This is a genomic window from Pseudomonas sp. BBP2017 (assembly GCF_003024385.1).
In the GTDB taxonomy this organism is placed as follows: domain Bacteria; phylum Pseudomonadota; class Gammaproteobacteria; order Pseudomonadales; family Pseudomonadaceae; genus Aquipseudomonas.
The window spans coordinates 307,865-321,857 of sequence record NZ_PVZN01000001.1; the positions used below are offsets into that span (position 1 = coordinate 307,865).

10 protein-coding genes are annotated in these 13,993 nt (G+C 60.9%); 4 read left to right on the top strand and 6 right to left on the bottom strand.

Annotated elements, in window-relative coordinates; genetic code table 11:
• Entirely contained in the window at positions 1-1,704 is a 1,704-nt protein-coding gene (locus C6382_RS01410) for a glutamine--tRNA ligase/YqeY domain fusion protein (RefSeq protein WP_107022766.1), read from the bottom strand.
• A 236-nt stretch (positions 1,705-1,940) separates the two neighbouring features.
• Here C6382_RS01410 and C6382_RS01415 point away from each other — a divergent pair, with 236 nt between their 5' ends.
• Complete coding sequence (locus C6382_RS01415; protein ID WP_107022767.1) at positions 1,941-2,444, top strand: peptidylprolyl isomerase; 504 nt, start codon at positions 1,941-1,943, stop codon at positions 2,442-2,444.
• Positions 2,441-3,163 carry a UDP-2,3-diacylglucosamine diphosphatase gene (locus tag C6382_RS01420; protein WP_107022768.1) on the top strand — a complete coding sequence of 241 codons (723 nt, stop codon included), beginning with the start codon at positions 2,441-2,443 and terminating at the stop codon, positions 3,161-3,163. Before C6382_RS01415 ends, C6382_RS01420 begins: the two co-directional genes overlap by 4 nt.
• A 63-nt stretch (positions 3,164-3,226) precedes the next feature.
• Here the strand turns inward: C6382_RS01420 and C6382_RS01425 are convergent, their stop codons facing one another.
• Entirely contained in the window at positions 3,227-3,832 is a 606-nt protein-coding gene (locus tag C6382_RS01425) for a tRNA-(ms[2]io[6]A)-hydroxylase (protein WP_107022769.1), read from the bottom strand.
• A gap of 158 nt (positions 3,833-3,990) precedes the next feature.
• Between C6382_RS01425 and C6382_RS01430 the strand changes: the two genes are divergently transcribed.
• Positions 3,991-4,854, top strand: coding sequence for a universal stress protein (locus C6382_RS01430; RefSeq protein WP_107022770.1), 864 nt, complete (start codon positions 3,991-3,993; stop codon positions 4,852-4,854).
• A 50-nt stretch (positions 4,855-4,904) separates the two neighbouring features.
• On the opposite strand, the gene C6382_RS01435 is transcribed toward C6382_RS01430, so the two are convergent.
• Positions 4,905-5,372: a DUF1289 domain-containing protein gene (locus tag C6382_RS01435; protein WP_107022771.1), complete on the bottom strand. Its 468-nt coding sequence runs from the start codon at positions 5,370-5,372 to the stop codon at positions 4,905-4,907.
• Between the two features lie 407 nt (positions 5,373-5,779).
• Here C6382_RS01435 and acnB point away from each other — a divergent pair, with 407 nt between their 5' ends.
• A complete protein-coding gene (gene acnB, locus C6382_RS01440; protein ID WP_107022772.1) occupies positions 5,780-8,380 on the top strand; it encodes a bifunctional aconitate hydratase 2/2-methylisocitrate dehydratase in 2,601 nt (866 codons plus the stop codon).
• Positions 8,381-8,453: 73 nt separating this feature from the next.
• Here acnB and prpD read toward each other — a convergent pair whose 3' ends face one another.
• The 3 genes from prpD to acnD form a co-directional block, all read right to left on the bottom strand.
• Positions 8,454-9,938 (bottom strand): 2-methylcitrate dehydratase, encoded by a 1,485-nt coding sequence (gene prpD, locus C6382_RS01445; RefSeq protein WP_107022773.1) that lies wholly within the window; start codon positions 9,936-9,938, stop codon positions 8,454-8,456.
• Positions 9,939-9,987: 49 nt separating this feature from the next.
• Complete coding sequence (gene prpF, locus C6382_RS01450; protein ID WP_107022774.1) at positions 9,988-11,178, bottom strand: 2-methylaconitate cis-trans isomerase PrpF; 1,191 nt, start codon at positions 11,176-11,178, stop codon at positions 9,988-9,990.
• Between the two features lie 151 nt (positions 11,179-11,329).
• The gene (gene acnD / locus C6382_RS01455) at positions 11,330-13,918 is read right to left on the bottom strand and encodes a Fe/S-dependent 2-methylisocitrate dehydratase AcnD (RefSeq protein WP_107022775.1); all 2,589 of its coding nucleotides are present in this window, start codon (positions 13,916-13,918) and stop codon (positions 11,330-11,332) included.
• Positions 13,919-13,993: the final 75 nt, after the last annotated feature.

The window sequence follows — 13,993 nt, forward strand, 5'->3', positions numbered from 1 at the left end:
TCAGCTGCCCCACGAATCGCGCAGGGTCACAGTCCGGTTGAATACCGGGCGACCCGGCTGGGAGTCTTTCAGGTCGGCGCAGAAGTAACCTTCACGCTCGAACTGGAAGCGGTCTTCTGGCTGGGCCTGGCCCAGGGAAGGTTCCGCACGACAACCGGTGAGTACCTGCAGCGAATCGGGATTGATGTTGTCGAGGAAGCTGCCGCCATCTTCGGTCTTCTCGGGGTTGGCCGAGCGGAACAGACGGTCGTACAGACGCACTTCGCACTCGACGCTGGCCGCAGCCGGCACCCAGTGGATCACGCCCTTGACCTTGCGACCCTCGGGGTTCTTGCCCAGGGTGTCGGGGTCATAGGAGCAGCGCAGTTCGACGATATTGCCGTCCGCGTCCTTGATCGCCTCGTCGGCGCGGATCACGTAGCTGCCGCGCAGGCGCACTTCACCGGCGGGCTCCAGGCGCTTGTAGCCTTTTGGCGGCGTCTCCATGAAGTCGTCGCGATCGATGTAGATCTCGCGCGCGAACGGCAGTGCGCGCACACCCATGTCTTCTTTCGGGTGGCGAGGCAGTTCGAGGTTCTCGACCTGACCTTCCGGGTAGTTGGTGATGACCACTTTCAATGGACGCAGCACGCACATGGCGCGTGGTGCGGTGCGATCGAGGTCGTCACGAATGCTGAACTCGAGCATCGACATGTCGACCACGCCGTCGGAACGGTTGGTGCCGATCATTTCGCAGAAATTGCGGATCGAGGCCGGGGTGTAGCCGCGGCGGCGGAAACCGGACAGGGTCGACATGCGCGGGTCGTCCCAACCGTGAACGTGCTGCTCGTCGACCAGCTGCTTGAGCTTGCGCTTGCTGGTAATGGTGTAGTTCAGGTTCAGGCGGCTGAACTCGTACTGGCGCGGCTTGGCCGGCACCGGCAGGTGCTCCAGGAACCACTCGTACAGCGGACGATGGCCTTCGAACTCCAGGGTGCAGATGGAGTGGGTGATGCCTTCGATGGCGTCCGACTGACCGTGGGTGAAGTCGTAGTTGGGGTAGATGCACCACTTGTCACCGGTCTGGTGGTGGTGGGCATGACGGATGCGATACAGGATCGGGTCGCGCAGGTTCATGTTCGGCGAGGCCATGTCGATCTTGGCCCGCAGTACACGTTCACCGTCTTTGAACTCGCCGGCCTTCATCCGGGCGAACAGGTCGAGGTTCTCTTCGACGCTGCGCTCGCGGAACGGGCTGTTCTTACCAGGCTCGGTGAGGTTGCCGCGGTATTCCTTGGCCTGCTCCGGGGTCAGGTCGCAGACGTAGGCATTGCCCGACTTGATCAGGTCCACGGCCCAGTCATGCAACTGGTCGAAATACTCGGAGGCGTAGCGCACCGGGCCGGTCCACTGGAAGCCTAGCCACTGCACATCGCTCTGGATGGCGTCGATGTACTCCTGGTCCTCTTTGGCCGGGTTGGTGTCATCGAAACGCAGGTGACAGGCTCCGCCGAATTCCTGGGCCAGGCCGAAGTTCACGCAGATCGACTTGGCATGGCCGATATGCAGGTAACCGTTAGGCTCTGGCGGGAAACGGGTGACGATGCTGTTGTGCTTGCCCGAGTCCAGGTCGGCCTGCACGATCGGGCGCAGGAAGTTCGCAGGGACGGCGGGAGCGCCTTTGGCAGCGGCGTTGGGAGCGGTGTCGGCAGTGGGCTTGCTCATAGGATCCTTGAAATACGGGTGCACGGCCTGGGTAGGCCGACTGAATCAAAGCGCTTATCATAGCCGAAGCGGTCGAGCTGCCGACAGCGTCCGACCGACAAACTGGCCCTATATTCGGTACTGGCAGCAAAAAAACTGCCGCAGGCCACGTATCGTGGGTTGTAGACTGTGCGTCAGGTTTGTATCGCGATCCCGCGCGACCCTATTTCAAATGCCTTGAAAGAGCGAATTCCAGCATGTCCAAAGTCAAACTGAGCACCAATCATGGCGACATCGTCATCGAACTGAATGCCGAGAAAGCCCCGATCACCGTGGCTAACTTCATCGAGTACGTGAACGCCGGCCACTACAGCAACACCGTATTCCACCGCGTCATCGGCAACTTCATGATCCAGGGCGGCGGTTTCGAGCCGGGCATGAAAGAGAAGAAAGACAAGCGTCCAAGCATTCAGAACGAAGCCGACAACGGCCTGAGCAACGACAAGTACACCATCGCCATGGCCCGTACCATGGAACCGCATTCGGCGTCGGCGCAGTTCTTCATCAACGTCACCGACAACAGCTTCCTCAACCACAGCGGCAAGAACGTCCAGGGTTGGGGCTACGCAGTATTCGGTAAAGTCACCGAAGGCACCGAGGTTGTCGACAAGATCAAGACTGTTGCCACCGGCTCCAAGTCCGGCCACCAGGACGTACCGGTTGAAGACGTGATCATCGAGAAAGCCGAGATCGTTGAGTGATACTGCTGATCTCTGATCTGCACCTGCAAGAAGAACGCCCGGACATAACCCGGGCGTTTCTTGATCTGCTCGATGGTCGTGCGCGCCACGCCGAGGCGCTGTACATCCTCGGTGACTTCTTCGAGGCCTGGATCGGCGACGACGCCATGACACCGTTCCAGTCCACGATCTGCCAGGCCCTGCGCGCTTTGAGCGACAGCGGCACGCAGGTCTGCCTGATGCATGGCAACCGTGATTTCCTGATCGGCGAAGCCTTCTGCCAGGCGGCCGGCTGCACCCTGCTGAGCGACCCCTGTGTCGTGCAGCTGGGCGGTGAACCGGTGCTGCTGATGCACGGCGACAGTTTGTGCACCCTGGACCTGGCCTACATGAAAATGCGCCGCTACCTGCGCAATCCAGTGAGCTTGTGGATCCTTCGGCACCTGCCGCTGAGCACCCGCCAGAAACTGGCGCGCAAACTGCGCAGCGAAAGCCGCGCGCAGACGCGGATGAAGGCCAACGACATTGTCGACGTGACGCCGGAAGAAGTACCGCGGGTCATGGCGCAGTATGGCGTACGCACGCTGGTGCATGGCCATACCCATCGTCCGGCGATTCACAAACTGGTGGTCGATGAGCAACCGGCACGGCGCATCGTGCTAGGGGATTGGGACCGCCAAGGCTGGGCATTGCAGGTGGATGAGCAAGGGTTTCAGCTGCAGCCTTTTGCTTTTCCTTGAGACCTGATCACGGAGCAAGCCCGCCCCCACAACACCAGTGGGGGCGGATTGCCCCGCTATCAATCAGGCCGGAACACCGCTATGAAAGCGAAACTCTTCATCCGCGCTGCTGATCAATTCGGCTTCAACCGCCCTGACCTTCTCCACCACCCGCTCGATATCCGCCGCCTCACCGTATTGATGGGCGAGCTTGAGATAACCCTGATAGTGACGGGCCTCGCTGTTGAGCAGGCCGTGATAGAACTTGCCCAGTTCTTCGTCCAGATGCGGCACCAGCGCGGCAAAACGTTCGCAGCTACGCGCTTCGATAAAGGCGCCGACTACCAAGGTGTCGACCAGCTTCACCGGCTCATGGGTCCGCACCACCCGGCGCAGGCCCGAGGCATAGCGCCCGGCCGATAACGGGCGCAAGGCAATCTTGCGGCGCTTCATCAGGCGCAGCACCTGCTCATGGTGCACCAGCTCTTCGCGAGCCAGGCGCGACATCATGTTGATCAAATCCAGGTGCGTGTTGTACTTGGCCATCAGGCTCAGCGCAGTACTGGCGGCCTTGAACTCGCAGTTCTTGTGGTCGATCAACAGGGTTTCCTGGTCGGCAAGTGCCGCCTGAACCCAGGCATCAGGAGTACGGCAACCAAGGAACGCATCAATTTCGGGAATAAGGTGCATAGGCTCACAAAACAGGCAGGGCAACGGCAAGGCCGGCGATTATACCGGCAGCGGCGGCGATCACCAGTGAACTATGCTTGATACATATCAACGCCCATTACACTTGGCGCCGACTATAGTCAGTCATCGGTCGCCATTTCTGAAGGGAGTTTACGCTCATGCAAGAAGTACGCAGCATACTGGTGGTCCTCGATCCCGAACACGCTCACAGCCGCGCCCTGACCCGGGCCAAACTGATCGGCGGTGCCACCGGCGCACGCCTGCACCTTTTGATGTGCGACAAGAATCACGACCACAGCGCCCTGCTCAGCCTGCTCAGCAGCCAGCTGCATGATGACGGTTTCGACAATGTGACTTACGAGGAGGCCTGGCACGGCAGCCGGCACGAATCGATCATTGCCGTGCAGCAAGCCGAAGGCTGCGATCTGGTGATCAAGGAGCACCGGCCGGACAACCCGCTGAAAAAGGCCCTGCTCACCCCATCCGACTGGAAACTATTGCGCCAGTGCCCGTGCGCGGTGCTGATGGTCAAGACCGAGGGACCGTGGGCTGGCGGCGTGATCCTCGCTGCAGTGGATGTCGGCAATCATGACGAGGCACACCGCCTGCTGCACAGGAACATCATCGACCACGGCTACGAGATCGCCAGCCTGGCCAAAGGTGACCTGCATGTGATCAGCGCCCATCCGTCACCGATGCTGTCGGCGGCTGACCCGGTCTACCAATTGAAGGAAACCATCGAACAGCGTTATCGCGAGGAGTGCAGCGCGTTCCAGGCTGAGTTCGACATCAAGGATGATCGCCTGCATGTTGCCGAAGGCCCGGCCGATGTGCTGATCCCCCACACCGCCAAGAAGTATGATGCAGTGGTGACCGTGATCGGCACGGTGGCGCGCACCGGGATTTCCGGGGCATTGATCGGCAACACCGCCGAGGTGGTGCTCGATTCGCTGGAATGCGATGTGCTGGTGCTCAAGACTGAAGAAGTGAAGGTGCACCTGACCGAGCTGGCGCAAGGCTGACGACCTCATCGCGAGGCAAGCCCAAGTTGGGGGCTTGCCTCGCGATCGTTTCAACCCAAAGCACCCTTGAGAAACCCCGGCGCGATATAGCGTTGATAGTGGGCTTCAGACAGCAGGAAAAATTCCCGATCAATGGCATCACGCAACTGCGGCAGCTCCCAGTCGCGAAACTCCGGCAACAACACCATGCCATAGGCCTCAAGATCACGAATAACCCGCGCGCCACGGGCGATCAACTGGTACGCCCAGCAATATTCGGATTGGTGCGGCACGAAACGAACCTTGCGCTGCTCCAACTGCTGGCGCAGGCGCATGGCATCAAAGACCTCAAGTTTGGCCACCATGACCTGCACCAGCAGCTGCTCCAGGCGCAGCCAGACCGCTCGTTTTTCATCTTCGTTGTAGCCGTTCCAGTTGATCACTTCATGGTGAAAACGCTTGCAGCCACGACACACCAGATCCCCGTAAACCGTGGAGCAGAGGCCGACACAAGGCGTTTTGATTGACTGATTGGGCATGAAATAATCTACAACTGGACGGTGGAACAGGCCGCCATGTTAGCCCTTTGTCTAACGGGGGTCACCCGCTAAAGTCATCGCGCGCGCCTTACCTTTATCGAGTTTTTACCGTAGAATCATCCGGCCTTTTTAAGGCGCCAATGTCCGTTAGAAGCTGTTTTCAAAGCGTCACGAGCACAGTTGATCCGGTAGAACGGCGTTGGCCCGGGATATACGCCTCATCGCATATCCCGCGCCAGCCCTCATCAGCCTCCGTTCTACAGGCGTAAAACTTTGAAAGCAGCTTCTGTAAGGATTTCCTGCAACCCTGGCTACGCGGCCCAAGAAGCCGTATTGCGCACGGGTGCCGGACTTTCTGGATGAGCGTCCCGGACACCCATTTGGGACCACTGATGAGGGTAATAACTGTGCTTGAAGCCTACCGCAAACACATCGAAGAGCGTGCCGCCCAGGGTATCGTGCCCCAGCCGCTTAACGCCGAACAAACCGCAGGCCTGGTTGAGCTGCTGAAGAATCCCCCTGCTGGCGAAGAAGCAGTCCTCGTCGACCTGATCACCAACCGCGTTCCACCAGGAGTGGACGAAGCCGCCTACGTCAAGGCCGGTTTCCTCTCTGCTGTCGCCAAGGGCGAAGCCACTTCCCCACTGATCGACAAGAAGCGTGCTGTGGAGCTGCTGGGCACCATGCAGGGCGGTTACAACATCGCCACCATGGTCGAGCTGCTGGACAACGCTGAGCTGGCCGCCGTTGCCGCCGAACAGCTCAAGCACACCCTGCTGATGTTCGACGCCTTCCACGACGTCGCCGAAAAAGCCAAGGCCGGTAACGCTCACGCCAAAGCCGTGCTGGAATCCTGGGCCGCCGGTGAGTGGTTCACCGCTCGCCCGGCGATCGAACAGAAGTACAGCCTGACGGTGTTCAAGGTTCCAGGCGAAACCAACACTGACGACCTGTCCCCTGCCCCGGACGCCTGGTCGCGCCCTGACATCCCGCTGCACGCCCTGGCCATGCTGAAAATGGCCCGTGACGGCATCAATCCTGAGCAACCAGGCGCCATTGGTCCGCTCAAGCAGATCGAAGAAGTCAAAGCCAAGGGCTTCCCGGTTGCCTACGTCGGTGACGTGGTCGGTACCGGTTCTTCGCGTAAATCCGCCACCAACTCGGTGCTGTGGTTCTTCGGCGACGACATCCCGTACGTACCGAACAAGCGCGCCGGTGGTTTCTGCTTCGGCACCAAGATCGCCCCGATCTTCTACAACACCATGGAAGACGCCGGCGCCCTGCCGATCGAATTCGACTGCACCAACCTGGGCATGGGCGACGTCATCGACGTTTACCCATACGCCGGTAAAGTCTGCAAGCACGGCACCGACGACGTCATCACCACCTTCGAACTGAAGACCCCGGTGCTACTCGACGAAGTCCGCGCTGGTGGCCGTATCCCGCTGATCGTCGGCCGTGGCCTGACCGAGAAGGCGCGCGCCGAACTGGGTCTGGGCCCAACCGATCTGTTCAAGCTGCCTGAAGCCCCGGTCGACACCGGCAAAGGCTACAGCCTGGCACAGAAAATGGTCGGTAAAGCCTGCGGCGTGACTGGCGTTCGTCCAGGCACCTACTGCGAGCCGAAGATGACCACCGTCGGTTCTCAGGACACCACCGGTCCAATGACCCGTGACGAACTGAAAGACCTGGCGTGCCTGGGCTTCTCCGCTGATCTGGTCATGCAGTCGTTCTGCCACACCGCCGCCTATCCAAAGCCGATCGACGTCACCACCCACCACACCCTGCCGGATTTCATCCGCACCCGTGGCGGCGTGTCCCTGCGTCCAGGCGACGGCATCATCCACAGCTGGCTGAACCGCATGCTGCTGCCGGACACCGTCGGTACCGGTGGTGACTCGCACACCCGTTTCCCGATCGGCATCTCGTTCCCGGCCGGTTCTGGCCTGGTCGCCTTCGCCGCTGCCACCGGCGTCATGCCGCTGGACATGCCGGAGTCGGTACTGGTGCGCTTCAAGGGCAAACTGCAACCAGGCATCACCCTGCGCGACCTGGTCCACGCGATCCCTTACTACGCTATCCAGAAGGGCCTGCTGACCGTTGAGAAGAAAGGCAAGATCAACGCCTTCTCCGGCCGCATCCTGGAAATCGAAGGCCTCGACGAACTGACCGTCGAGCAAGCGTTCGAACTGTCCGACGCCTCGGCTGAACGTTCCGCTGCCGGCTGCTCGATCAAGCTGCCAGAGAAGGCCATTGCCGAGTACCTGCAGTCGAACATCACCCTGCTGCGCTGGATGATCAACGAAGGCTACGGCGATGCCCGCACCCTGGAGCGTCGTGCCCAAGCGATGGAAGCCTGGCTGGCCAACCCGGTACTGCTGGAAGCCGACGCCGACGCCGAATACGCCGAGATCATCGAAATCGACCTGGCCGACGTCAAAGAGCCTGTGCTCTGCGCGCCGAACGACCCGGACGATGCCCGTCTGCTGTCGACCGTTCAGGGCGAGAAAATCGACGAAGTGTTCATCGGTTCGTGCATGACCAACATCGGTCACTTCCGCGCTGCCGGCAAGCTGCTGGAGAAGGTCAAGGGTGGCATCCCTACCCGTCTGTGGCTGGCTCCGCCAACCAAGATGGACGCTCACCAGCTGACCGAAGAAGGCTACTACGGCATCTACGGCAAAGCCGGTGCACGCATGGAAATGCCAGGCTGCTCGCTGTGCATGGGTAACCAGGCACGTGTGCAGACCGGTTCGACCGTGGTGTCCACTTCGACCCGTAACTTCCCGAACCGCCTGGGCGACGCCACTAACGTCTACCTGGCCTCGGCCGAGCTGGCCGCTGTTGCCTCGATTCTGGGCAAGCTGCCAACCGTCGAAGAGTACATGGAGTACGCGAAGAACATCGACAGCATGGCTGCCGACGTTTACCGCTACCTGAGCTTCGACCAGATCGCCGAGTTCCGTGAAGCCGCTGCGAGCGCCAACATTCCGGTTGTTCAAGCGTAAGCTGACTTAGCGTAAAAAACCCCGCAATATGCGGGGTTTTTTATTGGCAGGCTCCTACAGGCATTTGCCCGCTTCAGATCACAAACAGATCGACAAACCGATGCACCGCCGTAGCCTCAAGCGCCGCCTGATCCTTGCACAAGGCAAAAATCTCATCCACCCGCTGCCCGCTAAAGCGCGTCGCCAGGTTGGCCCTGAACTTCTCTTCCAGCAACGGAATACCCTCAGCGCGACGTCGGCGGTGACCAATCGGGTACTCCACAACTACCTGTCCGGTGCTTGATCCGTCGTTGAAGAACACCTGCACGGCATTGGCAATCGAGCGTTTGTCGGCCTCCAGGTACTCACGGGTAAAACGCGGGTCTTCGACGATTTCCATCTTCTCGCGCAAGCGGTCGATGATCGGGTGGGCGGCTTGGAATTCATCCTCATATTGCTCAGCCACCAGATTGCCAAAAATCAGCGGCACCGCGGTCATGTACTGGAGGCAATGATCTCGGTCGGCAGCGTTGGCCAGCTTGCCCACCTTGGAGATGATGCGGATCGCCGATTCATGGGTGGTGATGACGATCCGGTCGATTTCATGCAGGCGGTTACGTACTTGGGGATGTAGCGCCACCGCCGCTTCACAGGCGGTCTGGGCATGGAACTCGGCGGGGAAGCTGATCTTGAACAGCACGTTCTCCATCACGTAGCTGGAGAACCCTTGAGAGAAGCTGAAGGCGCGCTTGTCTGCGGGCTTGAGCGCCAGGTCCTTGTTGGTATGACTGAACAATACATCGTAGAAGCCCCACTGCGGCGCAGTCAGAACGCCCGGAATACCCATCTCGCCACGCAGGGCAATATCCGCCAGGCGTACACCGCGGCTCGAGGCATCCCCCGCCGCCCAGGATTTGCGTGAACCGGCATTCGGTGCATGGCGGTAAGTACGCAGGGCCTGACCATCGACAAAGGCATGGGACAGCGCCGACAGCAATTGTTCGCGGCTGGCGCCCATGAGCCTGGCGCAGACCGCCGTGGACGCGACCTTGACCAGCAGCACATGATCGAGACCAACGCGGTTGAAGGAGTTTTCCAGGGCCATCACCCCCTGGATCTCATGCGCCATGACCATGGCTTCGAGCACCACACGCATGCTCAAGGGCGCTTCACCATTGGCCACACGTTTTTGCGAGAGATGGTCGGCCACTGCCAGGATGCCGCCGAGGTTGTCCGAGGGATGCCCCCACTCGGCGGCCAGCCAGGTGTCGTTGTAGTCGAGCCAACGGACGATGCAACCGATGTCCCAAGCGGCCTTGACCGGATCCAGGCGGTAGCTGGTGCCCGGCACCCGTGCACCATACGGCACCACCGTACCCTCCACCAACGGCCCCAGATGCTTGGTGCATTCCGGGAAGCGCAAGGCCAGCAGGCCGCAGCCGAGGGTATCCATCAGGCAGTTGCGCGCGGTGTCCAGCGCCTGCGCGGAACCGACCTGGTAATTCAGGGCATAGTCAGCGATGTCCTGCAGTACCCGGTCGTAGTCAGGACGATTGTTCAGATCAACGTTGGCACTCATCTGATGTCTCTCTGTTGTAGGTAAACAGGGAGCCAAGCGCCGCTACTGGTTAGAAGGCATCACCGGGCACCCGCACCCAGCCCTCCATCAGTATCCGCGCACTGCGGCTCATGATTGCTTTGGTGACAGTCCACTCACCGTTCACCTGACGAGCCTCGGCGCCAACGCGCAGGGTGCCCGAGGGGTGTCCGAAACGAACAGCGCTGCGCTCGCCACCACCGGCCGCAAGGTTGACCAGGGTGCCAGGGACCGCCGCAGCGGTACCGATAGCCACAGCTGCAGTGCCCATCATGGCGTGGTGCAGCTTGCCCATCGACAGCGCACGGACCAATAGATCAACGTCTGATGCCGCCACGGCTTTACCGCTGGACGACTGGTAAGCCGTTGGCGGAGCGACGAAGGCGACTTTCGGCGTGTGCTGACGCTTGGCGGCTTCATCGATGTGCTTGATCAGGCCCATGCGCACGGCACCGTAGGCACGAATCGCTTCGAACCGGGCCAGGGCCCCGGGATCGCTGTTGATCGCGTCCTGCAGCTCGGTGCCGGTGTAGCCGATGGCTTCGGCCTGGATAAAGATGGTCGCAATACCGGCATTGATCAGGGTGGCCTTGAGCGTGCCGATGCCAGGCACTTCCAGGTCATCGATCAGGTTGCCGGTGGGGAACATCGAGCCGCCCTCGCCGTCTTCGTCGGCAGCCGGACCCATGAATTCGAGTTGCACTTCAGCCGCCGGGAAAGTCACGCCATCCAGCTCGAAATCACCGGTCTCCTGCACTTCACCATTGGTGACCGGCACGTGGGCGATGATGGTCTTGCCGATGTTGGCCTGCCAGATGCGCACAGTGGCGATACCGTTCTGCGGTATACGGCTGCTGTCGACCAGGCCGGCACTGATGGCAAAGGAACCAACCGCTGCCGAGAGATTACCGCAGTTACCGCTCCAGTCGACAAAAGCCTTGTCGATCGATACCTGACCGAACAGGTAGTCGACATCGTGATCGGCCTTGATGCTGCGCGAGAGGATCACGGTCTTGCTGGTGCTGGAGGTGGCGCCACCCATGCCATCGATCTGCTTGCCATAGGGATCAGGGCTGCCAATCACCCGCAGCAGCAATGCGTCGCGGGCCGGGCCCGGCACCTGTGCGCGCTCAGGCAGGTCCTGGAGGCGGAAGAACACGCCTTTGCTGGTGCCGCCACGAATGTAGGTGGCGGGGATTTTGATCTGGGGTACGTGAGCCATGGGAATCTTGTCCTGTGAAAAAACACGCAAACTTAAGGCTGACAACAACCCTGTAGGAGCTGGCCTTGCCAGCGATGCAGACACCGCGCAACCGCTGGCACCGTATCGCTTTCATCGCCGGCAAGGCCGGCCCCTACAGGTTGGATTTACCTCAGGCTGTCGCCGACTCGAGGAAGTCCTGGGCAAAGCGCTGCAGCACCCCGCCGGCTTCGTAGATCGACACTTCTTCAGCGGTATCCAGGCGGCAGGTCACTGGCACTTCGATACGCTCGCCATTGTGACGGGTGATCACCAGGGTCAGGGTGGCTCGCGGGGTACGCTCACCGACCACATCGAAGGTCTCGGTACCGTCGATATCCAGAGTCTTGCGGTTCACCCCCGGCTTGAATTCCAGCGGCAACACGCCCATACCGACCAGATTGGTGCGGTGGATACGCTCGAAACCTTCGGCGACGATGGCCTCGACACCGGCCAGGCGCACGCCCTTGGCCGCCCAGTCACGGGACGAGCCCTGACCGTAGTCGGCACCGGCGACGATGATCAGCGGCTGCTTGCGTTCCATGTAGGTTTCGATAGCTTCCCACATACGAGTGACCTTGCCTTCCGGCTCGATCCGCGCCAGGGAGCCCTGCTTGACCTTACCGCCTTCCTGAACCATTTCATTGAACAGTTTCGGGTTGGCGAACGTGGCGCGTTGCGCGGTCAGGTGATCACCGCGATGGGTTGCATAAGAGTTGAAGTCTTCTTCCGGCAGGCCCATTTTCGCCAGGTATTCACCAGCAGCGCTGTCGAGCATGATCGCGTTCGACGGCGACAGGTGGTCGGTGGTGATGTTGTCCGGCAGCACTGCCAACGGGCGCATGCCCTTGAGCGTACGCTCCCCGGCCAGGGCGCCTTCCCAGTACGGTGGACGACGGATGTAGGTACTCATCGGACGCCAATCGTACAGCGGCGTGACTTTCGGCCCGGTGTCTTCCTGAATGGCGAACATCGGGATGTAGACCTGACGGAACTGCTCCGGCTTGACCGCTGCCTTGACCACGGCGTCGATCTCTTCGTCACTCGGCCAGATGTCCTTGAGGCGGATTTCCTTGCCGTCGACCACCGCCAGTACATCTTTCTCGATGTCGAAGCGGATGGTACCGGCAATGGCATAGGCCACCACCAACGGCGGCGAAGCCAGGAACGCCTGCTTGGCGTAAGGGTGAATACGCCCATCGAAGTTGCGGTTACCCGAAAGCACGGCGGTGGCGTACAGGTCGCGGTCGATGATTTCCTGCTGGATTACCGGGTCCAGTGCGCCGGACATGCCGTTGCAGGTGGTGCAGGCAAAGGCCACGATACCGAAACCAAGCTGCTCCAGCTCTTCATCAAGACCCGCTTCTTTCAGGTACAGGGCCACCGTCTTGGAACCGGGCGCCAGGGACGACTTGACCCATGGTTTACGCACCAGACCCAGTTTGTTGGCGTTGCGCGCCAACAGGCCTGCGGCGATCACGTTGCGTGGGTTGCTGGTGTTGGTGCAGCTGGTGATGGCGGCAATGATCACCGCGCCATCCGGCATCTGCCCCGGCACTTCGTCCCACTGACCGGCGATGCCTTTGCTGGCCAGGTCGCTGGTCGCCACGCGGGCGTGCGGGTTGGACGGGCCGGCCATGTTACGCACAACGCTGGACAGGTCGAAGCGCAACACCCGCTCGTACTCGGCGCTGACCAGGCTGTCGGACCACAGGCCGGCAACCTTGGCATAGGTTTCCACCAGCTTGACCTGTTCGTCTTCACGGCCGGTCAACTTGAGATAGTCGATGGTCTGCTGGTCGATGGAGAACATCGCTGCGGTGGCGCCGTATTCCGGGGCCATGTTGGAGATGGTCGCGCGGTCACCCAGGGTCAGGGCACGGGCGCCTTCGCCGTAGAATTCGAGGTAGGCACCGACGACTTTTTCCTTGCGCAGGAACTCGGTCAGGGCCAGTACCACGTCGGTGGCAGTGATGCCAGGCTGCGGCTTGCCCGACAGCTCGACGCCAACGATTTCCGGCAGGCGCATCCACGAGGCGCGGCCAAGCATGACGTTCTCGGCTTCCAGGCCGCCGACGCCGATGGCGATCACGCCCAGGGCATCGACGTGCGGGGTGTGGCTATCGGTGCCGACACAGGTATCAGGATAAGCCACGCCACGCTCAGCATGGATCACTGGCGACATCTTCTCCAGGTTGATCTGGTGCATGATGCCGTTGCCCGGCTGGATCACGTCGACGTTTTTGAACGCCTTCTTGGTCCAGTTGATAAAGTGGAAGCGGTCTTCGTTGCGGCGGTCCTCGATGGCACGGTTCTTCTCGAATGCTTGCGGGTCAAAACCACCGCATTCCACTGCCAGCGAGTGGTCAACGATCAATTGCACCGGCACCACCGGGTTGACCTGGGCCGGGTCACCACCCCCTTCAGCGATGGCGTCACGCAGACCGGCGAGGTCGACCAACGCGGTCTGGCCAAGGATATCGTGGCAGACCACACGCGCCGGAAACCACGGGAAGTCGAGGTCGCGCTTGCGCTCGATCAGTTGGCGCAGCGACGCATTGAGGCTGGCCGGATCGCAGCGGCGCACGAGGTTTTCCGCCAGCACGCGCGAGGTGTAGGGAAGACAGTCATAAGCACCGGGCTCGATCGCGTCGACAGCGGCACGCGCGTCGAAATAATCCAGGCCAGTGCCCGGCAGGTTCTTGCGAAATTCAGTATTCATGGCACAGGGACTCGATCACGGTAAGGTCGGTATCTGGCAATCCTGGCTTGCCCTGTCCTTGGTCAGGGGGCAAGC

Excerpts from the sequence above, each read along its gene's own strand:
- prpF (WP_107022774.1), bottom strand. The coding sequence starts at position 11,178 with ATGGCTCACGTACCCCAGATCAAAATCCCCGCCACCTACATTCGTGGC.
- acnD (WP_107022775.1), bottom strand. The coding sequence starts at position 13,918 with ATGAATACTGAATTTCGCAAGAACCTGCCGGGCACTGGCCTGGATTAT.
- C6382_RS01425 (WP_107022769.1), bottom strand. The coding sequence starts at position 3,832 with ATGCACCTTATTCCCGAAATTGATGCGTTCCTTGGTTGCCGTACTCCT.
- prpD (WP_107022773.1), bottom strand. The coding sequence starts at position 9,938 with ATGAGTGCCAACGTTGATCTGAACAATCGTCCTGACTACGACCGGGTA.
- C6382_RS01410 (WP_107022766.1), bottom strand. The coding sequence starts at position 1,704 with ATGAGCAAGCCCACTGCCGACACCGCTCCCAACGCCGCTGCCAAAGGC.
- C6382_RS01435 (WP_107022771.1), bottom strand. The coding sequence starts at position 5,372 with ATGCCCAATCAGTCAATCAAAACGCCTTGTGTCGGCCTCTGCTCCACG.
- C6382_RS01415 (WP_107022767.1), top strand. The coding sequence starts at position 1,941 with ATGTCCAAAGTCAAACTGAGCACCAATCATGGCGACATCGTCATCGAA.
- C6382_RS01430 (WP_107022770.1), top strand. The coding sequence starts at position 3,991 with ATGCAAGAAGTACGCAGCATACTGGTGGTCCTCGATCCCGAACACGCT.